22 protein-coding genes are annotated in these 22,212 nt (G+C 69.1%); 4 read left to right on the top strand and 18 right to left on the bottom strand.

Going from position 1 to position 22,212, the window contains the following annotated elements; genetic code table 11:
• Positions 1-111: 111 nt before the first annotated feature.
• The 7 genes from EV656_RS11200 to EV656_RS16725 all read right to left on the bottom strand — a co-directional run bounded on the left by EV656_RS11200 (position 112) and on the right by EV656_RS16725 (position 8,436).
• Positions 112-2,166, bottom strand: a complete 2,055-nt coding sequence (locus tag EV656_RS11200; RefSeq protein ID WP_132603854.1) for an exonuclease domain-containing protein — start codon at positions 2,164-2,166, stop codon at positions 112-114.
• The gene (locus EV656_RS11195) at positions 2,159-2,542 is read right to left on the bottom strand and encodes a response regulator transcription factor (protein ID WP_132603851.1); all 384 of its coding nucleotides are present in this window, start codon (positions 2,540-2,542) and stop codon (positions 2,159-2,161) included. The genes EV656_RS11200 and EV656_RS11195 overlap by 8 nt, the downstream gene beginning before the upstream one ends.
• 9 nt (positions 2,543-2,551) lie before the next feature.
• Complete coding sequence (locus EV656_RS11190; protein ID WP_132603848.1) at positions 2,552-3,067, bottom strand: hypothetical protein; 516 nt, start codon at positions 3,065-3,067, stop codon at positions 2,552-2,554.
• Position 3,068: 1 nt separating this feature from the next.
• Complete coding sequence (locus EV656_RS11185) at positions 3,069-4,913, bottom strand: DUF294 nucleotidyltransferase-like domain-containing protein (RefSeq protein ID WP_132603845.1); 1,845 nt, start codon at positions 4,911-4,913, stop codon at positions 3,069-3,071.
• A 118-nt stretch (positions 4,914-5,031) separates the two neighbouring features.
• Positions 5,032-6,819, bottom strand: coding sequence for a sodium:solute symporter family protein (locus tag EV656_RS11180; RefSeq protein WP_132603842.1), 1,788 nt, complete (start codon positions 6,817-6,819; stop codon positions 5,032-5,034).
• Between the two features lie 6 nt (positions 6,820-6,825).
• Positions 6,826-7,086 (bottom strand): DUF4212 domain-containing protein, encoded by a 261-nt coding sequence (locus tag EV656_RS11175; protein ID WP_132603839.1) that lies wholly within the window; start codon positions 7,084-7,086, stop codon positions 6,826-6,828.
• 297 nt (positions 7,087-7,383) lie between these two features.
• Positions 7,384-8,436: a hypothetical protein gene (locus EV656_RS16725; RefSeq protein WP_132603836.1), complete on the bottom strand. Its 1,053-nt coding sequence runs from the start codon at positions 8,434-8,436 to the stop codon at positions 7,384-7,386.
• A gap of 171 nt (positions 8,437-8,607) precedes the next feature.
• Between EV656_RS16725 and EV656_RS11165 the strand changes: the two genes are divergently transcribed.
• Entirely contained in the window at positions 8,608-10,629 is a 2,022-nt protein-coding gene (locus EV656_RS11165) for a DEAD/DEAH box helicase (RefSeq protein WP_132603833.1), read from the top strand.
• 18 nt (positions 10,630-10,647) lie between these two features.
• On the opposite strand, the gene EV656_RS11160 is transcribed toward EV656_RS11165, so the two are convergent.
• From EV656_RS11160 to EV656_RS11110, 11 genes are all read right to left on the bottom strand, one after another.
• Positions 10,648-10,953, bottom strand: a complete 306-nt coding sequence (locus EV656_RS11160; protein WP_132603830.1) for a DUF6525 family protein — start codon at positions 10,951-10,953, stop codon at positions 10,648-10,650.
• Positions 10,950-12,164, bottom strand: a complete 1,215-nt coding sequence (locus EV656_RS11155; RefSeq protein WP_132603827.1) for a GTP-binding protein — start codon at positions 12,162-12,164, stop codon at positions 10,950-10,952. The genes EV656_RS11160 and EV656_RS11155 overlap by 4 nt, the downstream gene beginning before the upstream one ends.
• Positions 12,161-12,487 carry a hypothetical protein gene (locus tag EV656_RS11150; RefSeq protein ID WP_132603824.1) on the bottom strand — a complete coding sequence of 109 codons (327 nt, stop codon included), beginning with the start codon at positions 12,485-12,487 and terminating at the stop codon, positions 12,161-12,163. Before EV656_RS11150 ends, EV656_RS11155 begins: the two co-directional genes overlap by 4 nt.
• A gap of 146 nt (positions 12,488-12,633) precedes the next feature.
• Positions 12,634-13,467, bottom strand: a complete 834-nt coding sequence (locus EV656_RS11145; protein ID WP_132603821.1) for a TonB family protein — start codon at positions 13,465-13,467, stop codon at positions 12,634-12,636.
• A 5-nt stretch (positions 13,468-13,472) separates the two neighbouring features.
• Positions 13,473-13,853: an ExbD/TolR family protein gene (locus EV656_RS11140; protein ID WP_132603818.1), complete on the bottom strand. Its 381-nt coding sequence runs from the start codon at positions 13,851-13,853 to the stop codon at positions 13,473-13,475.
• A 4-nt stretch (positions 13,854-13,857) separates the two neighbouring features.
• Positions 13,858-14,241, bottom strand: a complete 384-nt coding sequence (locus EV656_RS11135) for an ExbD/TolR family protein (protein WP_132603815.1) — start codon at positions 14,239-14,241, stop codon at positions 13,858-13,860.
• Positions 14,238-14,906, bottom strand: coding sequence for a MotA/TolQ/ExbB proton channel family protein (locus EV656_RS11130; protein ID WP_132603812.1), 669 nt, complete (start codon positions 14,904-14,906; stop codon positions 14,238-14,240). Before EV656_RS11130 ends, EV656_RS11135 begins: the two co-directional genes overlap by 4 nt.
• 12 nt (positions 14,907-14,918) lie before the next feature.
• Positions 14,919-15,707, bottom strand: a complete 789-nt coding sequence (locus EV656_RS11125) for a heme ABC transporter ATP-binding protein (RefSeq protein ID WP_132603809.1) — start codon at positions 15,705-15,707, stop codon at positions 14,919-14,921.
• Between the two features lie 4 nt (positions 15,708-15,711).
• On the bottom strand, positions 15,712-16,779 hold the full coding sequence (locus EV656_RS11120; protein WP_132603806.1) for a FecCD family ABC transporter permease: 1,068 nt from the start codon (positions 16,777-16,779) through the stop codon (positions 15,712-15,714).
• Between the two features lie 3 nt (positions 16,780-16,782).
• A complete protein-coding gene (locus EV656_RS11115) occupies positions 16,783-17,610 on the bottom strand; it encodes a heme/hemin ABC transporter substrate-binding protein (RefSeq protein ID WP_132603803.1) in 828 nt (275 codons plus the stop codon).
• Positions 17,607-18,596 carry a hemin-degrading factor gene (locus EV656_RS11110; RefSeq protein ID WP_243695701.1) on the bottom strand — a complete coding sequence of 330 codons (990 nt, stop codon included), beginning with the start codon at positions 18,594-18,596 and terminating at the stop codon, positions 17,607-17,609. The genes EV656_RS11115 and EV656_RS11110 overlap by 4 nt, the downstream gene beginning before the upstream one ends.
• A gap of 302 nt (positions 18,597-18,898) precedes the next feature.
• On the opposite strand from EV656_RS11110, the gene EV656_RS11105 reads away from it, so the two are divergent.
• The 3 genes from EV656_RS11105 to EV656_RS11095 all read left to right on the top strand — a co-directional run bounded on the left by EV656_RS11105 (position 18,899) and on the right by EV656_RS11095 (position 21,916).
• On the top strand, positions 18,899-20,866 hold the full coding sequence (locus tag EV656_RS11105) for a TonB-dependent receptor plug domain-containing protein (protein ID WP_200276825.1): 1,968 nt from the start codon (positions 18,899-18,901) through the stop codon (positions 20,864-20,866).
• A gap of 310 nt (positions 20,867-21,176) precedes the next feature.
• Complete coding sequence (locus EV656_RS11100) at positions 21,177-21,392, top strand: hypothetical protein (protein ID WP_132603794.1); 216 nt, start codon at positions 21,177-21,179, stop codon at positions 21,390-21,392.
• Positions 21,389-21,916 (top strand): hypothetical protein, encoded by a 528-nt coding sequence (locus EV656_RS11095; RefSeq protein ID WP_132603791.1) that lies wholly within the window; start codon positions 21,389-21,391, stop codon positions 21,914-21,916. The genes EV656_RS11100 and EV656_RS11095 overlap by 4 nt, the downstream gene beginning before the upstream one ends.
• Positions 21,917-22,212: the final 296 nt, after the last annotated feature.

Below are 22,212 nucleotides of genomic sequence, written 5' to 3'. Positions count from 1 at the left end.
CGCGGGGCTGTCTGTGACTATGTCACGTTATCCGATACTTTTTGTCAGGCTTGCGGCGCACCCCTCGCCTGTTCGCCCGACCGCCCCGCAACCGGCGATGTCGCACCAACCCTAGTAGTTTTGCGCCCGCCGGATGCGGCGCATGCGGTCGCTTTGCGCCAGCGCCTGCCCCAGGGTTTCGACGCCCGCGCCCTGCAACTCGCCCAGCATGTGGCGGAACACCTCTGCGGTGGCCAGCGCGTCGCCCAGGGCGGTATGGCGCTCGGCCTCGAGCAGGGTCATGCCGAACTGCACCGCCAGCGCGTCCAGCGTCAGATCCTCGGCATGGGGATACAGGGCCGCCGACAACAGCACCGTACACAACACCGGATGATCAAAGCGCAGGCCAAGTCGGTCCTCCTTCATCCGCAGGAACGCCATGTCAAAGGCGGCGTTATGGGCCACCAGAACCGCGCCATCGCAAAAGGCGTGAAACCGCCGGGCCGCATCGGCCAGATCGGGCGCCCCGCGCACACGGGCATCGTCGATGCCATGGATCGCGGTCGAGGCCGCGGGGATGTGCCGCCCCGGATTGACCAGCGTGTCGAACACCTCGCCCCGCAGGACGCGGCCATTGACGATGCGCACCCCGGCGATCTGCACGATTTCATCCCCGCCGCGCGGCGACAGGCCGGTGGTTTCGGTATCGAACACCACAAAACTGAGATCCGACAGCGGCCGTTCGGCCTGATCCGCCGTGGCCGGTGCGGGCAGCGAGAAATCGTAGAATTCCGGGCGCGGATCGGTGGGGGCCAGATCCGGCGCGTCGGCGGCACGCAGCGGCAGTACCAGCCGATGGCCGGTGGCCGTGGGTTCGGACCACAGCTCGGCCCCGTGCCCCTCCAGCACATCGCGGCCGGTATACTGGCCATACCCGTCGGATAGCGGCGCGGCCAGCCATGCCTCCAGCGCGCCATCGGGCACATCGGGGCCGCACCAGCCCAGGGTCAGGCGCACCTCGCGCCCCTCGGCCTCGGCCCCCAGAACGAAATCGCCGCGCCCCTCTTGTGCCGCCAGCCCCCCGGCCACGCGGGCCAGCAGTTCGGTCACCGCAAAGCCGTCGCAGCGCACGAAGCGGCGCGGCCCCTCTGCCCCCAGGGGGACGGACAGGCGCGATTGCACCGCGTCCGCAATGTCGTCAGAGGCCACGGCGGGCATCGGCCAGTGGCGGGCCGTCGCCTCGCCATGGCGTTCGGCGACCTCGTGCACGGTGCTGACCAGGCGGGCCTGTTCGGCGCACATCAGGTCGTGGAACCGGCTGCGATCGGCGCCGGGCAGGTCCGGGGCCGCGGCGGCATCCAGCAACGCGCCCAGGGCCGCGGCGGGGCGGCGCACGGCCTCCAGCAAGGTGTTCAGCAGGTGGTCGCGTTCCGCGTGGGCCTGCAAATCCTCGGTAGCGTCGTGAAAGATCAGCACATAGTCCGCGCGCTGCCCCGGGGGACCAAAGGGGCTGACCCGCGCCATCAGAAAGCGTTCGCCGCAGGCGGTCGCGGCCAGGAACTGCTCGGCCTCCTGCTCGCCCCGGGCGCCGCGGGCGGCCATCCGGTCCAGCGCGTGCGACAGCGGTTCGGGCCGCAGAAACGCGGTCAGCGGCCGGTCCAGCCCCAGATCGCCCAGCAACGCCTGCGCCGCGCGGTTATACAGCATCAGCCGGTGGTCGGGGGTGGCCACGACGACCCCCTCGGCCAGGTCGCGCAACAGCGCCTCGAACATCGCCTTTTCGCGGTTCAGCGCAGCGGTGCGTTCGGCAACCACGCGGTCCTGCGCGGCGCGGGTGTCGGCCAGCGCCTCTTGGATCGCATTGGCGGCGGGCGCCAGGGCGCCCAGATAGCGCGCGGGCGCCTCGTCGATCCCGGCGCCGATCTCGGCGCGGGCACGGGTCTTCAACTGCGCCGATAGCGCCAGGATCGGCCGGGCGACGTTTTCATCGAACAACAGCCCGATCCACGCCGCCAGCCCCGCCAGGCCAAAGCCCGCAACCAGCCCAGCCACGACATAGCCCTGAACCGGGCCGCCCGCGCGGGCATGGCCCAGCCACAGCCCGACCGCCAGCAGCGCCAGACCGCCCGCCGCCAGCGCCATAAAGAACAATGCGAAACGAAGTCTCAGCCCAAGCCGTTCATGCATCCACCTCTCCCCCCAGCAGCACGCGGATCTGTGCCAGCAGGTCCGCCGTCGCAAACGGCTTGGTCAGAAAGGCATCCGCCCCCAACGCCAGCCCCTTGCGCCGCTCGACCTCGCCGCCGCGCGCCGTCATCATAAGGATCCGTAGGCCGGACAGCCCCGGATCGCGCCGGATGGCCTGGCAGATGTCGAACCCCGTTCGCCCGGGCAACATCACGTCCAGAACCACCAGGTCGGGCTGCGTCTCCTCCAACGCGGCCCAAGCCGTATCGCCATCGGCCACGCGCTGCACGCGATAGCCTTCCCGCCGCAGCAGGAAATCAAGGGCGGTGGCGATGCCGTCCTCGTCCTCGGCCAGCAATATGGATTTGCCCGCCATGCCGTGCCCCTAGTCCGCAGTCGTTACGCAGACCGCCGCCAGCAGCCCGTCGCCACGTTCCAGCGGGCGCCAGGCCGCCGTGGACGGATCGGCCAGCGCCGCGTCGGACACATCCGCCCGCGCGCCGCGCCCGCAATCGACCAGTTGTGGGATCGCGCGGGTCGGGTGCCAGCGGGCAAAGGCGTAAAGCGTGACCAGCCGCAGCCCCGGCGCCGCCGGATGGGTCGCCGCACCGCCCGCATCGACCGCCAGCAGGCGGGTCGCCTGCGGCACGGCATAGGTCCACGGCTTCCACGGTTTGCGTTCCTCGATCCGCTCGACCTCGACCACGCCGTCGGGCAGGCCCGCCACGGTGCGCGGCGCCCAGCTGTATTCCGACCAGATGGCGTAGCCCACCATCGCCAGCCCCGCCGCCGCCGGCATGATCCAGCGCGGGATGTGCCGCCCGGTCAGCCGGTCCAGCGCCAGCACCAGACCGGCCGCGCCCAGACCCGCCACGAAACTGGCGATCAGTTCGAAAAACATTCTAGCCCATCCCCCCGCGGCCCTGCCCCAGGGCCGATTGCATCGTCTTGACCACCATGAAGGCATCGCGCAGGTGCTTGCGTTCCAGATCGGACAACTGCCCCGGCGCCATGAAATTGTCCGGCGCCTGGCCCGCCCGGACCTGATCGGCCTGATGGCGCAGGCGGGTTTCGGCAATCAGGTCATAGGCGTCGATCAGGTCATGCACCCCAGCCTGTGAAATCACCCCGTCCGCCCCGGCCTGCACCAGCCGTTCGCGGGTATTCACCGCCTCCAGCCGCCCCTTCAGCGCGTAGACCCGGCCCAGATCGACCACCGGCACCACGCCGGAATGTTTCAGGTCGACCATGTCCTTATGCTCGCCCGAGCGGATCAGGGCAAAGCCGCGCAACAGCCCCAGCGGCGGGGTGTGCTTCAGCGAATTGGACACCATATGCGCCACGAAGATCGAGTTCCTGGCCGCCATGTCCAGCGTTTCGGCCTGCAGGTCGGAAAACAGGCCGACCTCGCCGCCGATGGGGCGCAGGTCGAACATGACAGAGGCCAGCATCTGCGCCTCAGTGTCCGGCTGGGCGATCCAGCCCGCGAAATAGTCGCGCCAGACCCGGCGCGGCTGCCGCCAACGCGGGTTGGTCGCCATCATGTCGCCGGGGCAATAGACGAAACCGCAGGTGTTCAACCCGTCCGAGACGAAGCGCGCCAGCGCCTCGAAATAGGCGTCATGCTCGGGCCGGAACGCATCGTCCAGAATCAGGCAGTTGTCCTGATCACTGACGCCGGTCTGTTCGCGCCGCCCCTGGCTGCCGCAGGCCAACCACAGATAGGGCACCGGGGGCGGGCCCAGCCGGGCCTCTGCCAGGGCCAGCAGACGGCGGGTGATCGCGTCGGTGATGTCGGTGATGCGCCGGGTGATCGCACCGGCATCCACGCCCGCGCGTACCAATTGCGCCAGCAGCGCGGGCACCTCGGCCACGACGCGGGCCATGTCCTGCGGATCGTCGGCATCGACGATTTCCACGATCATGTGGCTGGCCGTGGCGGCCTGTTGCCGGAACAGGTCGGTGCGCCCGATCAGGCCGACGATGCGCCCGCCCTCGGCCACGGGCAGGTGGCTGATGTTGTTGTCGGCCAGCATCATCAGCGCATCCAGCCCCAGGGCATCGGGGCCGATGGTGATGGGATCGCGCGACATGACTTGCGCAACGGGGGTGGCGCCGTCCAGCCCCTCTGCCAGCACCTTGCCGGCCAGGTCGCGCACGGTGACGATGCCCGCGGGCGCCGCGCCCTCCATCACGATGACCGAGGAAATGCCGTTTGCGCGCATGATCTGCGCCACCTCCGTCACGGTGGCACCCAGCGGGCAGGTGATCGGCGTGCCGGTCATCAGGTCAGCCACCTTCAGCGCCGTCAGCCCGGCCGATTCCTCGGCCTCGGCGCTCGCGCTGGAGGGGGCGGCGCGCTGGAACCAGGTGGCAAAGGCGGGCACCTCGTCCATCAGGTCGTGGAATTGCGCGCGCGGCAGCAGCAGCAGCGTCGCCGCCGAGGCCGCCCGCGCCCCCAGCGTGGCCCGCCCCAGGCGCAGCAGCCCGCGTTCGCCGATCACGTCGCCGGCGCCGCGATGGGCGATCAGCCGCCCGCCGCTATCCTCCAGATCGACGGTGCCGGCCTCGATGACATACAGGCCCTCCAGCTTTTCGCCCTCGCGGCACAGGGTCTGGCCCTCGGCGGCGTGCATGCGGGTGATGTGCCCGGCCAGCCCGTCACGGGCCGCCTGCGGCAGGCGATCGAAGGGCGGGCAGGACAGCAGGCTGTCCAGCGGATCGACCTGCGGCGCGGGGTCGGGCATGGGAACCTCTCGCGTGGGGAACCGGTTTGTCTGGGAATAACCCTAAAAGGGATGCCGATGCCGCGAAATAGCGGAGGCAGATGAAAGGGGGCGGCATGCCGCCCCCTTTCGGATCGTGTCAGTGGTCCGCGGCCGCAGCACCCGCACCACGGGGGATGCGCACGCTTTCGACCAGATCGCGGATTTCCTGCGGCGGGGCCTTGGTCATGCCGGCCACGATATAGGCGGTGGCAAAGTTGATCGCCGCGCCGATCGCCCCGAAAGAGGTCGACTTGATCGTGAAGAACAGCGGATCGGAATCGTCGAAGCTGTTCGTGCCGGGGATGAAGAACCAGCCCTTGTGCAGGAAGATGTAGATCAGCGTGGTCAGCAGACCCGCCAGCATCCCCGCGACCGCGCCGGTGTTGTTGATGCGGGTCGAGAAGATCCCCATCATCAGCGCCGGGAAGATCGAGGCCGCCGCAAGGCCGAAGGCCAGCGCCACCGTCTGCGCGGCAAAGCCCGGCGGGTTCAGACCCAGATAGGTTGCCACGATGATCGCCAAGGCCATGGCGATCCGCGCCGACATCAGTTCGCCGCGCTCGCTGATCCTGGGGTTGATCGCCCCCTTGATCAGGTCGTGCGACACCGCCGAAGAAATCGCCAGCAACAGACCGGCGGCGGTGGACAGCGCCGCGGCCAGGCCGCCCGCGGCCACCAGACCGATCACCCAGCCGGGCAGGTTGGCGATTTCCGGGTTGGCCAGAACCAGGATGTCGCGGTTGAAGTTGGTCAGCTCGTTGCCTTCCCAGCCTTCCTCGGCCGCGCGTTCCTGCATCTCGGGGCTTGCGTCGTTGTAGTACTGGATCATGCCGTCGCCGTTGCGATCTTCCCAACCCAGCAGGCCGGTCTTGGCCCAGGTCTGCATCCAGTCATACTTTTCATCGGTCTCGATGGTCTCGACCGACACGGCGGCGGCATCGGTCCCGTTGGGCCACATCAGTTCGGTGATGTTCAGCCGCGCCATGGCGCCCACGGCCGGGGCCGTCAGGTACAGCAGCGCGATGAAGACCAGCGCCCAGCCCGCCGACCAGCGCGCATCAGACACCTTGGGCACGGTGAAAAAGCGCATGATGACGTGGGGCAGACCGGCGGTGCCGATCATCAGCGACAGGGTGAACAGCACCATGTTGACCGTATCGGCATGGTGCATCGTGTATTCCTTGAAGCCGAGATCGGTCACGATCTGGTCCAGCTTGGCCAGCAGCGGCTCGCCGCTGGCCTGATGCTCGCCGAACAGGCCCAGGGCCGGGATCGGGTTGCCGGTCAGCTGCAGCGAGATGAAGATCGCCGGAATGGTGTAGGCCAGGATCAGAACGACATACTGGGCGACCTGGGTATAGGTCACGCCCTTCATGCCGCCGAACACCGCGTAGGCGAACACGACACAGGCGCCGATCAGCAGGCCGACGGTGTTGTTCACCTCAAGGAACCGGCCAAAGGCCACGCCGACGCCGGTCATCTGGCCGATCACGTAGGTCAGAGAGGCCACGATCAGGCACAGCACCGCCACCAGACGCGCGGTCTGGCTGTAAAAGCGGTCGCCGATGAATTCCGACACGGTGAACTTGCCGAACTTGCGCAGGTAGGGCGCCAGCAGCAGCGCCAGCAGCACGTAACCGCCGGTCCAGCCCATCAGGAAGGTCGAGTTGTCATAGCCGACAAAGGCGATCAGACCGGCCATCGAGATGAACGAGGCCGCCGACATCCAGTCGGCCGCGGTGGCCATGCCGTTGGTCACCGGGTGCACGCCACGGCCCGCGGCGTAGAATTCGCTGGTGGACCCGGCACGCGCCCAGATCGCGATCCCGATATACAGCGCGAACGACGCGCCGACGAAGATGAGGTTTAGGGTAAACTGATCCATCGTGACTTACTCCTCGTCCACGCCGTGTTCACGGTCCAGCCGGTTCATGCGCCAGGCGTAAAAGAAGATCAGGCCCAGGAAGACCAGGATCGACCCTTGTTGCGCAAACCAGAAGCCCAGGTCGGACCCGCCAACGGGGATGCCGGCCAGCAGCGGGCGCAGCAGGATGCCGAAGCCGAAAGAGACCAACGCCCAGATGACGAGGCTGATCCAGATGATGCGGAGATTGGCCTTCCAGTAGGCCATTGCAGAGTCCTTGGCGGACATGTCGGGTCCTCCCGTTGATGAATCGGAATGCCCGTGCCCGGCTCCTCTCCGGGCACGAACGGGTCTGGGGGCAGGCCTGCGCGCATGTCGTGACGCGCCGACACCCTGTCCCCAATGGCTGTCCAGAAACTTGACCACGGAATCAACGCGGCAACGACATCCGCCGAAAACTTTTGTAAAACGCCTTTCTGACAGGGGGCTGTTTTTGTAAAAATCTTTACAGATCACACAAGGCACGACCACACCCGCCGAACACGGCAAGATGGTCACCGCGCGGCGCGGGGCAGGCGCGCGGCCTCAGGCCTCTTGCGCGGGGCGCAATTCCTCGGGCAGCGCCGCGGGCGGCAGCAGCCCACCCACCGGATCGGAAAGAATATCCTCGACAATGGACGCGCGGTCTGCGCCCGCATCGGCCAACGCGATCAGGCGGCTGCGGTCCTGTTCCAGCCGCTCCGCGCCGATCAGGCCCGCAGCATGCAGCTTGCCCAACTCCTCGGCGATTTCGGCGGCGTAGTCGCCCAGCCCCAGCTGCGACAGCGCGCCGTCACTGGCAAGATCGTCACGCACGGCGTGGGCAAAGGCGAACAGAACGACCTGACACAGCGCGTCGCCCGCCTCGTGCCCCTGGGCGATCCGCGCCCCGATAAAGGCCTCGCCGGCAAAGGTCAGATCCATGCCGAACCCGGCCAGCACCTCGCGGATGCCCTCCATCACCTCGGGGTCGACATCGTGGGTCAGCGCGACCCCGCCCTCGGGCAGCGGGGCGCCTCCCAGGTCCTCGGTATAGGCCAGGGCCTGCGCGCGGTCGGGCCGTTTCGGCCGCGGCGCGGGCGCGGCAGGCGGGGTTTCCACCGCGTCGGCGGGCGGCGCGTCGGCCTTGGCAACCGGCGGGGCCTGCGGCGCGGGCGCGGCAGGGCTGTCCGCCGGGGGTTCGGTCGCGGGCGGCGTCACCGGGGCAGCAGGCGCCGCTGGCGGCGTTTCCGCTGGCGGTGCGGGCGGCTCTTCGCCCGGGGCCGTTTCGGTATCGTCCGCATCCTCCGGCACCGCCGGATCGGGTTGCGCCGCCGCCGTGGCGGGCGCGCCCTGTTCTGCGGCGGCGCGTCCGGCCGCCGTCAGCTGCAGCAGGTCCACCGGCCGCCCCCCGAACAGCCGCCCCAGGAAAGAGGGGCGGCGCTGCACCTTCTCGACCAGTCCAAGCTGGACCAGTTGGGCCAGGGTGCGCGTGACCTCCAGCCCGCGGCCCTTGGCCCGGACCGACAGCACGTCGCGTTCGATCCGGCCGGTTTCGGCCTCTACCTGTTGGATGACCGCCAGAAGGGCGCGTTCGGGCGGGCTAAGCGGCCTGTCCATCGTGAAGCCTCCACGCTTGCAGCACAGGGGATGGTGATCTGTCAGACAAGCGCACGCAAGTCAATCTGCAAGGCGGCCGCCGCAAACGCACAGTGGACATGCGCCCCGCGATCCCGTATCAGGCGCGTTTTGGCGTGCCATACTGGCCGCCGGCCGATGAAAGATTCCCCCATGATCCCGACCCTGTCCGATGCCCTCGCCGAACGCGGGTTCGATACGCTGACCGAGGTTCAGACCGCCGTCACCGCACCCGAGCTGGAACAGGCCGACCTGCTGGTCTCTGCCCAGACCGGTTCGGGCAAGACGGTGGGCTTTGGCCTGGCAATCGCGGCGACACTGATGGGGGATGCGGACCGCCTGGGCCCGCCCGCCGCGCCGTTGGCGCTGGTCGTGGCGCCCACCCGCGAACTGGCCCTGCAGGTGCAGCGCGAACTGGCATGGCTTTATGCAAAGGCCGGGGCGCGGGTCGCGTCCTGCATCGGGGGGATGGATGCCCGCGACGAACGCCGCGCGCTGGACCGGGGCGCGCATATCGTCGTCGGCACGCCGGGCCGCCTGCGCGATCACATCACCCGCGGCAATCTGGATCTAGCCGACATCCGCGCCGTCGTGCTGGACGAGGCGGACGAGATGCTGGACCTGGGCTTTCGCGAGGATCTGGAATTCATGCTGGGCGCCGCCCCGGACAGCCGCCGCACGCTGCTGTTTTCCGCCACGGTGCCGCCCGCCATCGCGGAACTGGCCAAGACCTATCAGCGCGACGCAGTGCGCGTGACCACCATTGCCCGCGGCGGGCAGCATACGGATATCGCCTATCAGGCGGTGCAGGTGGCCGACCATGATGGCGAACATGCGATCATCAACCTGCTGCGCTATCACGATGCGCCGCGCGCCATCGTCTTTGCCAACACCCGCGCGGCGGTGGCGCGGCTGGCCGCCCGTCTGGCCAACCGGGGCCTGTCGGTCGTCGCCCTGTCGGGTGAGTTGAGCCAGGAGGAACGCAGCCACGCCCTGCAGGCCATGCGCGACGGGCGCGCGCGGGTCTGCGTGGCAACCGACGTTGCCGCGCGGGGCATCGACCTGCCCGACCTGGACCTGGTCATTCACGCCGACCTGCCCACCAACACCGAGGCGCTGTTGCACCGCTCGGGCCGCACGGGGCGCGCCGGGCGCAAGGGCATCTCGGCCCTGATCGTGACCGACAAGGCCGCGAAAAAGGCCGCGCGCCTGTTGAAATGGGCCAAGATCCGGGCCGAATGGACAAAGCCCCCCGCCCCCGAGGACATCCTTGCCCTGGACGAAGCGCGGCTGCTGGCCGATCCGCTGTGGACCAAAGAGGTGTCCGAGGCCGAAACCGCATTCGCCGCGAAACTGCTGGCCGACAACAGCCCCGAGCGGATCGCCGCCGCCTGTCTGCGGCTGTATCGCGCCGGCCTGTCCGCGCCAGAGGAATTGAACACCGCCCCCGCGCCCAGCCCGCGGGCGGAACGCGCGCCCTTTGGCCCCTCTGCCTGGATCGAACTGTCCGTGGGCCGCGACCGCCGGGCCGAGGCCCGCTGGCTGTTGCCGCTGCTGTGCCGGGCCGGGAACCTGGAAAAATCGCAGATCGGCAAGATCCGGGTGCAGGCCGACACGACCCTTGTCGAAATCGCCCAGGCCGCCGCGCCCGGCCTGCTGGACAGGCTGGGCCCCGGTGGCGTGCTGGAGGACGATATCACCGCCCGCCCGATAGAGGGCACCCCCGGCGACGGCCCGGCAACGCCCCGGCAACCGGCGGCGAAATCCCCGCGCAAGGCCCCCCGGAAAGAGGCGCCCAAACCCGCAGCCCCGGCAACGCCCGAACGGGCCGCCGCGCCGGATGCATCGCCCCAGACCACGGAACCGCGCAAGGCGCCCCGCACGGACGCGCCCACACCTGCATCCCCGGCCCCGGCAAGGCCGAAACCAGCCGCCAAACCCAGGAAGGCGCCCGAGGCCACACCCTCGCGCAAACCGCGCCACGGCAAGGACAGCGCGCCTAAGCCGCGCCCCAAGACCGGCGCCAAAAAACCTGCCCCGCAGACCAAGCCGGGCAAGGCGCGTCCGGGGGCCAGCGACACCTCTGCCCGGATGGACCGGCCCGGCGGCACGTCCCGCAGCCGCACCAAACCGGCGCGCAATGGCGGTGACGCCCCGCCCCGGCGCAAACGCTAAGGGCGCAACGCACCCCGGTCACGATGGCCGGGCGCAGCCCCCCTGCCCCGCCTGGGGATGGGCGGCGCCCCAGACGATGGCCGCGTCCCGCGCAAGCTTGTGCCGCGCGCGGCGGTCCAGTTCGGCCAGCGCCTGCTGACGGTCGCCTGTGACCGCCAGCGCGCGGGCAAAGGCGCGGCGCACGGAAACCGGGCTCCATGGCAGTTCGGCATGGTGCAGCCAGGCCCGCAGATCCGCCGGCAGACGGTCGAAATCGCGCATCGGGTCCGTGCGGCGCCGCAGTTTCAGACTGGTCGCCCCCCGGTTCGACGCACGCCCCGTCATTGCGCAGGCTCCGGCGTCCGGCCCCATTGCGGGAACGGGTCGGGCAGATCGGCCCATAGCCCGGGCTGATAGGTGGTTTCAGGCACCAGACAGCGATCCAGCATAGAGGTGATGCGATCCCGGTTCATCGTGCCCAACGTTCCGATGAACACCATCTCTTGCCGACGGTCGCCGAATTCGCCCGCAACCCGCGCGGCCATGCGCTCACGCTCTTCCGGGGGCCAGTGTTTTTCCGGCACCGCGGCCCACCAGAACCCTAGGGCGCGCACCTCGACCGCCGACCCCGCCAGCGAAAATTCGCCGGCCCATTCGGGCCGCGTCGCGATCCAGAAATGCCCCTTGGCGCGGATCACGCCGGGCAGCGGCGTGTCAAAGAACTCTGCCAGTTTTGCCGGGTCGAACGGACGCTCGGCCCGGTAGACAAAGCTGGTGATCCCGTATTCCGCATCCTCGGGCACATGGTCGGCAAAGCCGTAAAGCTCCTGCACCCAGGTCGGGTGACGGTGCGCGGCCTCAAAGCTGAACCGCCCCGTGCCCATGATCTCGGCGGCATCGACTTTGGAATAATCGGTTTCGATGATCTTGGCATCCGCGTTCAGGGCGCGCAGGATCGCGCGGGCGGCGGCCAGATCCTCGGCCGAGGCTAGCGACACCTTGTTCAACACGATCACGTCGGCAAACTCGATCTGGTCGGTCAGCAGGTTGACCAGCGTGCGCTCATCCTCGGGGCCCAGATCCTCGCCCCGGTCCTTCAGGAAATCCTGGCTGGAAAAGTCGCGCAGCAGATGCGCGGCATCGACCACCGTGACCATCGTATCCAGTTCCGCGATGTCTGACAGCGAGCGGCCCTGCTCGTCCCGAAACTCAAAGGTGGCGGCCACGGGCAGCGGTTCGGAAACGCCGGTGGATTCGATCAGCAGGTAGTCGAACCGTCCTTCCGCGGCCAGGCGGCGCACCTCGACCAGCAGGTCGTCGCGCAGCGTGCAGCAGATGCAGCCGTTCGACATCTCGACCAGCTTTTCCTCGCCGCGGGACAGCTCGCTGCCCGCGCGCACCAGGTCGGCGTCGATGTTGACCTCTGACATGTCGTTGACGATCACCGCCACCCGGCAGCCGTCGCGGTTGTTCAGCACGTGGTTCAGCAGGGTCGTCTTGCCCGCGCCAAGAAAGCCGGACAGCACCGTGACGGGGAGCTTCGCGGGATTGCTCATGCCTGACCCTCCAGCTGCGCGGCGACGGCCTTGATCGCGTTCAACAGCCCCAAGTGGTGTTCGGCACCATGGCTGTGGGCGTGGGCCATCCGCGCATGGTCCCCCGCCTGATCCGCCGGGGCATCCGCCGTGCCGTGGGCGATCTGTTCTTCGTGGCGGGCGATCTCGGCCTCGTGGCCGACAATCCGGGCCTCGTGCAGCATCAGCGCGGCCTCTGCGCGTTTCAGCGTGGCCAGCGCCTCCAGATGGTCCTTGCGCCAGCGAAAATGGTCCTGCGCCTGTTTCAGATGCTCTGCATGCATCGCGTCTTGTTGGACGGTCATGGCGATCTCCCTTGCCGTGTCATGCGCCTGTGAAATGCCGGGCGGCACGATCCGTCCGGCATTGCGAACTCGCGCTATGTTATATTGTTTCATTTGTTCTGCGCAAGGGATCACCGCCCGCTGGTCCGCGCCGCCGTGTAGGGCGGTCAGCGCGACCGCACTGGCAGGGTAAAGCTTTGCTGGCGCAGGCCCAATTCACCAGGTGCGGCGGGAAAGCGGCCCGCCCGGCGCACGGCGGCCAGGGCGATCTGGTCGATCCGAGGGTCGCCCGAGGTTTGCGCAAGCCGCACCGCCACAAGGCGGCCATCGGCGGCCACGGTCAGGTTGACCACTGCGGTTCCCCGGCCCGCGCCGCGGGGCACACCACGCGCGATACGGGCGCGAATCCGGGCGCCCCATTCGGCCATCAGCGCGCGCGATCGCGCAGGCGACAGGGTCGCAGCACTTGACTGCCCGCTTTGCCCCCGCGCCTCGCCGCCCTCGCCCTTGGCGCGGCGCGCGGCCTGGGCGACCGAGGGCGCGCTTTGCCTTTGTGCCTCGGCCGGGCGCTCTTGCGGGGGCGGGGTGGCGACATCGGCCTGCTGCACCTGGGGCTGCGGGGGCGGTTCGGGCCGCTGCGACGGCGGTTCGGGCGGCGGCGGGGGCGCCGGGGCCTGCGCCATCGGCGCGGCGGGCGCGGGGCGTTTCAGCGCGGGGCGCGGCGGCTGCACCGGGTCGGCCTGCACCGGGGGCGGGGGCGCAGGGGCCGTCACGGGCGCGGGCATCTGTGGCAGCGCGGGTGACGGGGTTGCGGGCACGGGCGGGCGGTCCCATTCCGCCACCTGCGCCGCAAGCGCCGCGTTCGAGGCCCGCATCGTCACCAGCGCGGCACCCCCGCCGCCGGCGGCCTCGGCCCCATTATCGGGGGCAGCAGGCCACAAGGCCAGATGCAGCCCGATCGCCACCCCGGCAAAGACAAGGCTTTCGGCAACGCCGCGCATCCCGTTCAGCCCCCCTCGGCAATCAGTTCCAAGGGGCCGATTCCCGCCGCCGACAACCGCGCGATCAGCGCCGCAATCGCCTGCCCCGGCGCGGCCTTGTCGGCGCGGATCGTCAGCGGCCCCTCTATCTCGGCCTCATCCAGCGCGGCAAAGACGGCCTCGCCCCGCGCCGCGCCATAGGCCAGCGCGCCGTCCTGCGCGACATGCAGCACGGCGGCGCCCTGGGCAGGGTCGTCAGAGGTTGCGGCGGGCGGGGTCACCTCGAACGGGTCGGGCGGGGCCAGTTGCGCACTGATCATGAAAAAGACCAGCAGCAGGAACACCACGTTGATCATCGGCACCACGCTTTCGCGTGCCGGGCGGCGGGCAGGATCGGGCAGGCGCATGCGCTCACTCCACCAGGATCAGACGGTCGTGGCCCGCCTGCGACAGCGCCTCCATCACCGTGATGACGCGCTGCAGATCGGCGCCGTCGCGGGGGCGCAGGACCACCGGATCGGCGGGGCTATCGGTCAACGGTTCCAGCGCGGCGGGCAGATCGGGCAACGCCGTTTGCACCCCGTTCAGCGCCACCACGCCGGGGCGGATATCGACCAGGCGGGGCGGGCCGGACCAGTCCGCGCCCGCCCCGCCACCGCCCGCGACCGGCAAGGTCACATCCTGCCCGAAGCGCGAGGCAAGCATGAAGAACACCAGCAGCAGAAAGACCACGTCGATCATCGGGGTCAGGCTGGGTTTGCGCCGAGGCGCGGGGGGGCACAGGTTCAGGCTCATTCCGCGGCGGCGCGGTAGGGCGCGCGGTCCGGGCCGCCACGGGTCAGGATGCGGGTGGCGGCATCCTCGATATCGGTGCGGACGGTTTCGGTGACGCTTTCGAACCAGCTGAGTGCGACAGAGGCCGGGATCGCCACGGCCATGCCCGCCGCGGTGGTCAACAGCGCCTCCCATATGCCGCCGGCCAGCATGGACGGGTCGGCCCGCGATCCGCTGGCCTGCAAGGTCTGAAAGGCCGCGATCATGCCCAGCACCGTGCCCAACAGCCCCAACAGCGGCGCGATGGTGGCTATCAGTTCCAGCGCGCGCAGGCCGGTTCGCGCCCGCACCAGTTCGCCGGTGGCCACGCGCGCCACCTCTTCCCGCGCGGTGTCGGCGTTCAGGTCCGGGTCCAGCCGGGCCTCTATCGCGGCGCGGGTGGCGATGCTGCGCAGGCCGCGGCGGCCATCCAGCGTGGCGCGCGCGCGCGCGACATCGCCCGCCAGCCAATGATCCACCGCCCGCCGCGCCGCGCCGCGCGACCAGGCCCCGGCCAGCGCCAGGCGCCACAGCTTCCACAGGATCAGGGCGGCGGTCAGCACCGACAGGGCGGCAATCGCCCAGATCGCGGGGCCGCCCTTTTCCAGAAAGGCGGCGATTTCCTGGGCTTTCAGCGTCATGTCCATGGGCACTCTCCGTTATTCGGCGGCAATCTGGCCGGCGGCATGGGGCAACAGGTAGGGGCCGTTTGCGGGCGTGGTGTTTACCCGGATCGGGCAGCGATAGGCCCGGCTAAGCAGGTCGTCGCGCAGCACATCGGCGGGGGCGCCCTGGCCCAGCACCCGGCCCTCGGCCAACAGGGTGACGGCATCGGCGAACATCGCGGTCAGGTTCAGGTCGTGCATCACCGCGACCACACCGCCGCCCGCATCGGCAAAATCGCGGGCAATCTGCATCACCTGCAACTGGTGGCCGATATCCAGGCTGGAAACGGGTTCATCCAGAAACAGCCAGCGCGGCCGGCCATGGGCCATCGGGTGCCAGACCTGCGCCAAAACGCGGGCCAGTTGCACGCGCTGCTGCTCGCCGCCCGAAAGCTCTTGGTAATAGCGCCCTTCGAACCCTGCCAACCCGACGCGGGCCAGCGCCTTGGGCACCAGCCCGTCCTCGGCGGCCTCTACCCCGCCCATCAGACCCAGGCGCACCACCTCGGCCGCGGTAAAGGGGAAGGCCAGCGGCGTGGCCTGCGGCAACACCCCCCGAAGGCTTGCGAGCACCCACGGACGGGTGGAGGCGATGTCATGGCCGTTCAGCCGGACCCGCCCGTCAGGTGAGAGGTCGCCCGTGAGCGCCCGCAACAGGGTCGTCTTGCCCGAACCGTTCGGGCCGACGATAGCCGTGACCGCGCCGGGCCGCGCGCGAAAGTCGATCCCGGTCAGGATCGCGCGGTGGCCCAGGCGAACGGTGATATCCTTGGCGTCCAGCATCGCGTTACAGGTCCAGAACGCCGCGCTTGCGCAGCAGAATCCACAGGAAGAACGGCCCGCCCAGCGTGGCCGTCACGATGCCGATGGGCAGTTCGGCCGGCGCGATGATGACCCGCGCGATAACATCGGCCAGGATCAGCAGCGCCGCGCCCAGCAGCGCCGCGTTCACCAGCAGGAACCGATGGTCCGGCCCGATGGCCAGCCGCAGCAGGTGCGGCACCACGATACCGACAAAGCCGATCCCGCCCGACACCGCCACCGCCGCGCCGGTGGCACCCGCCACAGTCAGGATCGCAACGGCCTTCAGCCGCTGGACGGGGATGCCGATATGGTTGGCGGCGGCCTCACCCAATGCCAGCCCGTTCAGCCCGCGCGCCAGCATCGGCGCACAGGCCAGCGCCAGGATCATCAGCGGCGCGGCGGCGGCCAGTTTCGCCCAGGTCGCCCCGGCCAGCGAGCCCAGCCCCCAAAAGGTCAGGTCGCGCAACTGTGCGTCATCGGCCATGTAGACCAGGATGCCCGACAACGCCCCGGCCAGCGCGCCCAACGCGATCCCGGCCAACAGCATGGTGGCAACGGATGTGCGCCCGCGCCGGGTGGAAATGGCATACAGAACCAGGGTCGAGGCCCAGCCGCCCGCAAAGGCCGCAACCGGCACCGCGTAATAGCCCAGCGCCGCGGCCAGCCCCGCAGGCAACAGCCCGCCCAGCACGATGGCAGCGATCGCGCCCAGCCCCGCGCCCGCGCTGACCCCCACCAGCCCCGGATCGGCCAGCGGGTTACGAAACAGGCCCTGCATCACCGCGCCCGACACCGCCAGCGAGGCGCCCACCAGCGCGCCCATCGCCAGCCGGGGCAGGCGGATTTCGAACAGAACGACCCGGTCGGCCAGGCCGATTTCGCGCCCCGCCAACCAGTCGGCCAGAACCGCCCAGGGCGAGGTGCCCGCCGCCCCCACGGTCAGGCTGAACACCGACACCAGCCCCAGCAGCGCGGCCAGCATCAGGGTCGTGCGCCGCGCGCGGGGGGCACGGTCCCATTGGGCGGTTTCATCGGGGCTGATCGCGACCATGGCTCAGCCCTCCAGATCGGCCAGCGCGCGGGACAGATCGCGCGCCGCCTGTGCCGTGCGCGGGCCAAAGCCCAGCAGATACAGCCCGTCCATCTGCACCAGCGCGCCGGTCCGGCCCGCCGGCGTGGTGCGGATCGCGGGATGCGCCAGAACCTGGTCGGCCAGGTCTTCGGCGCCCTCACGAACCATCATCAGGATCGCATCGGGGGCGGCGCGGGTCACGGCCTCATCCGTCAGGGGCTTGTACCCCTCGAATTCGGTCACAGCGTTCTGCGCGCCTGCCATCGCGATGATCCCGTTCGCGGCGGTGTCGCGCCCGGCGGCCAGGATGCGGCCCCCCTGCACCGACATGACGAACAGCACACGGCGGGGCGGGGTGTCGGCGGCAGCCGATGCCGTGGCGTCCAGCGCGGCCTGCACCTCTGCCCCCAGCGCGGCGCCCTGTTCGGGCATCTCCAACGCCTTGGCCACGGCGGCGATCTTGGCCAGCACCGCCGCACCGTCATAGCCGTCGGGGATCTCGACAAAGGGGATCGCGGCGGCCTCCAGCAGCTCGATCGTCTCGGGCGGGCCGGCGCCCTCTTCGGCGATGATCAGGTCGGGGCGCACCGACAGCACCCCCTCGGGCGAGAGCCGCCGCACATAGCCCACATCGGGCAGGTCACGCGCCGCCTGCGGAAAGGTGGAGGTGGTATCGCGCGCAACCAGCCGGTCGCCAGCGCCCAAAGCATAGACGATTTCCGTGACCGAGCCGCCGACGGACAGCACCCGGTCGGCCTGGGCGGGCAGCGCGGCCAGCGCTGCCAGGGCGAATGCCAGAACGCGGATCATGCGGACACCTCCCCGGCCTCGGGCAGGGTGGCAACCAGCGCCTCCCATGGGGCGGTGTGGTCCTGATCGCCCACGCGCATGCCAAAGGCTTGCAGGATCAACCCGCCCTGGGCATCGAATGCCTCGACCGACAGGGCGGGGCCGCGCTTGGTGGGTTTGGTCACGGCCCAGACCTCTGCCACGTGATCGCCGCGCAGGTGCAGGTTGAAACCGGGGTCCAGGATGTTCAGCCACGGCCCGCTGGGTTTCACCGTCTGCGCCGGGCCGCCGTGGATCTCGATACACCCACGGTTGCCGACGAACAGCATGAAGGGAAAGCCCCCCTCGCCCAGCCCGTCCAGCAGCGCGCCCAGGCAATCGGGCGCCAGCGGCCGCACATAGGGCGCCCCGGCGATGCGGTAGGCGCCCAGGCGGTTCATCTTCAGCTTGCGCACCATTTGCAGGAACTGGTGGGTGTCGGTCAGCCGGTCCCATTCCGCGCGCAGGGTGTCCAGCTTGTCCGGGTTTGCCTTGGCCGGTTCGGCAGGCAGGCGGGGCGACAGGTCCAGCATGCGCGACTGGTCCGCGATCCGCAGCTTGTCCAGCAGGGCGGGCCAGGCATCTGCATGGGCACCCTGCCCGATATGGATCTTGTGCACCGCGTCCCCCGCCGCGTCAAAGATCTGGACCGAACGGCGCAGCGTGCCGCCCCGCTCCTCTTCGACGGCAAAGCCGTGCACCCAGTGTTTCGGAAAGATGCGCAGGTCGATGGCGGGGCTCAGCACCATGGCGGCGTGCTGGCCGGGGGTGTAATCGCCATAGGTGCCGGTCTTCTCGATCACCGCGCTTTCGTTGCGGGTCAGGGCCATGACATCGCCAAAGGCCGGCATCAGCGGCATCAGCACGTCGGGGTCGGCGGAAATGCGGGTCACGCTATGGCCCGTTTCGGCGGCCAGAACCTCGGCCTCTGCCAGGCCCAGCGAAGCGGCCAGGTCGCGCGTGCGCATCGTTGATTTCTCTTGCCGGAGCGCGCGCACGCGATCCGGCCCGATAGCCGTTCCCTCTCCCATCGGAGACTCCCTTGTCGTCGTCTTGTCATGAGGAGCGGTCTGGCTGGTCGGTCGTGTCGCGTGCCCGACACCGCTGGATCGCTGGGGCCACAATATGCGGCCTGAATGTTGACAGTTTTAATCGGTTTATTTAGCGAGTGCAACACCGACCCGCGACAAGATGGCAGGTCCGAACCCGCAATCACGCGCCAGCCCCCCGCCAGCCACGTGAAGACCCGTGACAGGACAAGGGGATAACCATGTTCCGACAAATGACCACATCCGCCGCATTGCTGTGCGGCACCGCCCTCGCACTGGCCCTGCCCGCACAGGCGCAGGACAGCTTTGCCCTAGACCCGGTGGAACTGGGCGAAAGCAAGCGCGAGGTGCAGACCGACACCGCCATCGCCGAAACCGTGGTGGACGTAGAAGAGATCGAGGACCGCCAGGCCGCCACCATCGCCGAACTGGTCGATTCGGTGCCGGGCGTGACGCTTATCAATGGCTCTACCGCGCAGGGGTCGGGCATCAACATCCGCGGCTTCGGCGCGAACGGCACCTACGGCTCGGACCAGAAGGTCGCGTTTCAGGTGGATGGCGCCAGCGTCGGGGCAGAGGAACTGTATCGAATCGGCACGCAGCTGTTCACCGACCCCGAACTGTACGAAGAGGTGACGGTGATCCGGGGCATGGCGGGCACGTTCGAATACGGTTCCGGCATCGTCGGCGGGCTGGTGCGGCTGGATACCCGGGATGCGTCCGATTTCACCGGCGGCGTGCCCGGTTTTGCGCTGCGCCAGACCCTGCAATACGGCACCAATGGCGACGGCTGGGCCAGCTCCACGATCCTGGCCTGGCAGCCGACCGAGAACATGGAAATCATGGGCAACTACACCTATCGCGATGCGGGCCGGCAAGAGGACGGCTCTGGCAACCCGATCGGGCAGGATCCGGCCGAAATGCCATCGTGGCTGGTCAAGGGCAAGTATACCTTCGGCGAAAGCCGCGAACACGCGATCAGCCTCAGCTTTTCCGACACCACCACGGATGAGCGGGACGTGCCCTACGACACCTTCGGCACCACTGCGGGCATGTTCGGCAATGTCGACCGCGAAACCCAATCGCGGACGGCGGTGCTGGAATACACCTACGATTCGCCCACGACCGACCTGATCAACCTGACCGCCACGCTGTCCTATGCCGACCAGCAGATCGACAGCCAGGGCGTCAGCGGCCAAACCGGGTTCCTGGCGGGCGTGGTGAACGCGGATCACCGCTATGAAACGACCAAGCTGACGCTGAAGAACCAGGCGCTGTTCGACACCGGGGCCTGGGCGCACGACCTGCGGGCGGGCGTGGAATTCACCCGCAAGGAACGGCTGGATGCCTCCTCTGCCCCCGGCGGCACGGACGAGCGTATCGCGCTGTTCATCGTGGACGACATGACATGGGGCGGCCTGACGCTGAGCCCCGCGCTGCGCTATGAAACGCAGGATATCGGCGGGCCGCTTTACGCGGATTACGAAAACGATGCGCTGATGGGCGGGCTGTCGGCGCGCTATGCCTTTGGCAGCGGCTGGGCCGTGTTCGGCAGCCTGGGCTATACCGAGAACCTGCCGATCATCGACGACCTGGGCACACCGCTTTACATGACGCAAAGCGAAAAGGCCCGCAGCTACGAACTGGGCCTGTCCTACGATCGGACCGGCGTGTTCACGGCGGGCGACGATCTGGCGGTCAAGCTGACGGCCTATCACACCGACATCTGGGACATCACGTCCTACACGACATCGACCATGGCCGCGATCACCGATGCACAGATGAAGGGCGTGGAACTGGAGGCTGCCTATAGCCTGGCCAGCGGCTACTATATCGACGTGAACGGAAACATCGCCCGCGGCAAGAACAAGACCCCCGGCCTTGCATCTGATTGGGAAGGGACGCCCGCCGACCAGTTGCGCGTGACCTTCGGCCGGAAATGGGGCGAGCGGCTGGACCTGAGCTGGGAGGTCGTTCACGACGCCAAGATGACGCGATCGGCCACGCCGAGCCCGGCCAGCACCGTGCACAACCTGCGCGCCACCTGGCGGCCCGACACGGGTGTTTTTGACGGAACCGAAATCCGTGTCGGGCTAGAGAACGCCTTTGACCTGGACTACACGCCGCACCTGGCCACGCGCCCGGCCGCAGGGCGCAACCTGAAGCTGACACTGGCGCGCGCGTTCTGAGCTTGCCCCGCTATTGGCGGGGGCAAACACCCCGACACCTCGGCCCGGGCGTCCAGCCCGGGCCACAGACGGGCGCCACGACAGGCCCGCTGCAACGGCAGACCCCAGCCACAGGCAGACATATCCGGGAACGACAGGGCGGATTTCCGGGGCTTGCATTACCTGATTAATTTTGTCAGATTAAGTCAACTCACGCCAGATGCCCCCGCGGCCAGCCGAGAATCGAACACCGGACTTTCGGGGGGGCCTGCGGGCCAGGGCGCGATGCCACGCGCCTGCCGCCCCTCCGGAAACGAAAGAGGAGAGGGCAATGTTCTTCTGGTTTACCGACCTTGCAGCAGCCGACGCCGTCGCCCGGCGGTTTGGCGGCGGAATGCACCCCGACCTGCGCGCCGCCCTGGCCCGGTCAGCGGGCCGGGACCGGCCCGAAACGCCCCCCACCGCCCCCGAACCGTTCGCGGCAGACCCCAAGATCGTCGCCTTTCCGGGTCCGCCCGCGCCGCTGGCCCAAGAGCGCAGCGCATGACCGCCGGACACTGCAACCGCACCCCGTCGCACGGCGACACCCCGCTGGCCCAGGCAGGGTTCGACCCGGTCGAACAGGGCGTTCTCACTATCGCGCGCCTGTTCTTCCAAAGCTTTGCCTTTCCGAACAGCCATGCATGGCTTTCGGCCTTTGCGCGAGCCGGGCGGCTGCTGCCGCCGGGGGCGGTGCAGGGGCGCAGCCGCGATGTGGCCTTCGCGGTGCTGGGCGCGGTTCAGGAAATGCGCACGGCCCGCAAATCGGGATTTCGGTTTTCCAACCCCGACTGCCCGTGCTGCGCAAGCATCCTCAGCGACCATGAACGCCACTTTCTGGAGGTGTTGCGCGCCCTGCGCCGCGGCACCCGCAGCCAGGCCCATTGCGCGGCGATGCTGGTCTGCGAGGGCAATCCGGCGGACGGGTTGCTGCTTGCCATGTCGGATCTTGCGGCCCTGACGCGCGCGCGTCCTCCCTCAACGATGCGCGGATCGGGGGTGCAAGCGGATCGGGGGCTTTCGGCCACCTGATCCCCTTCCCCTGCCGGCGCTGACCCGGGCGGAAATGCCATCGCCCGTCCGGGCACCGGGGGGCCGGCAGGGGGCAGGTTTCCACAGACACCACCCGACCAAGGCGCCGCGTGCGCCCACCCTCTGTGACAAGATTTCAACGCAAATCCAGAATGTTAACGTGTCGCAGGCGTTTTTCTTGATTGTTTCCGTCGGATAATTCACAACCGACGCACTCGGGTCTTTCCTGCCTTGTCGGCGCACGCGGAACCTACCGCCCGCCCGGCAGACGATCCTAACCGCGCCCCAGCCCTCCG

This window comes from Rhodovulum adriaticum (genome assembly GCF_004345735.1).
Classification (GTDB): domain Bacteria; phylum Pseudomonadota; class Alphaproteobacteria; order Rhodobacterales; family Rhodobacteraceae; genus Rhodovulum; species Rhodovulum adriaticum.
Note: the sequence above shows the minus strand (reverse complement) of the source record. Positions and strands in the feature narration are given on the sequence as shown.

What these genes read in the sequence shown, in the direction of transcription:
- EV656_RS11200 (WP_132603854.1), bottom strand. Translation starts at nt 2,166, where the DNA reads ATGCATGAACGGCTTGGGCTGAGACTTCGTTTCGCATTGTTCTTTATG.
- EV656_RS11195 (WP_132603851.1), bottom strand. Translation starts at nt 2,542, where the DNA reads ATGGCGGGCAAATCCATATTGCTGGCCGAGGACGAGGACGGCATCGCC.
- EV656_RS11190 (WP_132603848.1), bottom strand. Translation starts at nt 3,067, where the DNA reads ATGTTTTTCGAACTGATCGCCAGTTTCGTGGCGGGTCTGGGCGCGGCC.
- EV656_RS11185 (WP_132603845.1), bottom strand. Translation starts at nt 4,913, where the DNA reads ATGCCCGACCCCGCGCCGCAGGTCGATCCGCTGGACAGCCTGCTGTCC.
- EV656_RS11180 (WP_132603842.1), bottom strand. Translation starts at nt 6,819, where the DNA reads ATGGATCAGTTTACCCTAAACCTCATCTTCGTCGGCGCGTCGTTCGCG.
- EV656_RS11175 (WP_132603839.1), bottom strand. Translation starts at nt 7,086, where the DNA reads ATGTCCGCCAAGGACTCTGCAATGGCCTACTGGAAGGCCAATCTCCGC.
- EV656_RS16725 (WP_132603836.1), bottom strand. Translation starts at nt 8,436, where the DNA reads ATGGACAGGCCGCTTAGCCCGCCCGAACGCGCCCTTCTGGCGGTCATC.
- EV656_RS11165 (WP_132603833.1), top strand. Translation starts at nt 8,608, where the DNA reads ATGATCCCGACCCTGTCCGATGCCCTCGCCGAACGCGGGTTCGATACG.
- EV656_RS11160 (WP_132603830.1), bottom strand. Translation starts at nt 10,953, where the DNA reads ATGACGGGGCGTGCGTCGAACCGGGGGGCGACCAGTCTGAAACTGCGG.
- EV656_RS11155 (WP_132603827.1), bottom strand. Translation starts at nt 12,164, where the DNA reads ATGAGCAATCCCGCGAAGCTCCCCGTCACGGTGCTGTCCGGCTTTCTT.
- EV656_RS11150 (WP_132603824.1), bottom strand. Translation starts at nt 12,487, where the DNA reads ATGACCGTCCAACAAGACGCGATGCATGCAGAGCATCTGAAACAGGCG.
- EV656_RS11145 (WP_132603821.1), bottom strand. Translation starts at nt 13,467, where the DNA reads ATGCGCGGCGTTGCCGAAAGCCTTGTCTTTGCCGGGGTGGCGATCGGG.
- EV656_RS11140 (WP_132603818.1), bottom strand. Translation starts at nt 13,853, where the DNA reads ATGCGCCTGCCCGATCCTGCCCGCCGCCCGGCACGCGAAAGCGTGGTG.
- EV656_RS11135 (WP_132603815.1), bottom strand. Translation starts at nt 14,241, where the DNA reads ATGAGCCTGAACCTGTGCCCCCCCGCGCCTCGGCGCAAACCCAGCCTG.
- EV656_RS11130 (WP_132603812.1), bottom strand. Translation starts at nt 14,906, where the DNA reads ATGGACATGACGCTGAAAGCCCAGGAAATCGCCGCCTTTCTGGAAAAG.
- EV656_RS11125 (WP_132603809.1), bottom strand. Translation starts at nt 15,707, where the DNA reads ATGCTGGACGCCAAGGATATCACCGTTCGCCTGGGCCACCGCGCGATC.
- EV656_RS11120 (WP_132603806.1), bottom strand. Translation starts at nt 16,779, where the DNA reads ATGGTCGCGATCAGCCCCGATGAAACCGCCCAATGGGACCGTGCCCCC.
- EV656_RS11115 (WP_132603803.1), bottom strand. Translation starts at nt 17,610, where the DNA reads ATGATCCGCGTTCTGGCATTCGCCCTGGCAGCGCTGGCCGCGCTGCCC.
- EV656_RS11110 (WP_243695701.1), bottom strand. Translation starts at nt 18,596, where the DNA reads ATGCGCACGCGCGACCTGGCCGCTTCGCTGGGCCTGGCAGAGGCCGAG.
- EV656_RS11105 (WP_200276825.1), top strand. Translation starts at nt 18,899, where the DNA reads ATGTTCCGACAAATGACCACATCCGCCGCATTGCTGTGCGGCACCGCC.
- EV656_RS11100 (WP_132603794.1), top strand. Translation starts at nt 21,177, where the DNA reads ATGTTCTTCTGGTTTACCGACCTTGCAGCAGCCGACGCCGTCGCCCGG.
- EV656_RS11095 (WP_132603791.1), top strand. Translation starts at nt 21,389, where the DNA reads ATGACCGCCGGACACTGCAACCGCACCCCGTCGCACGGCGACACCCCG.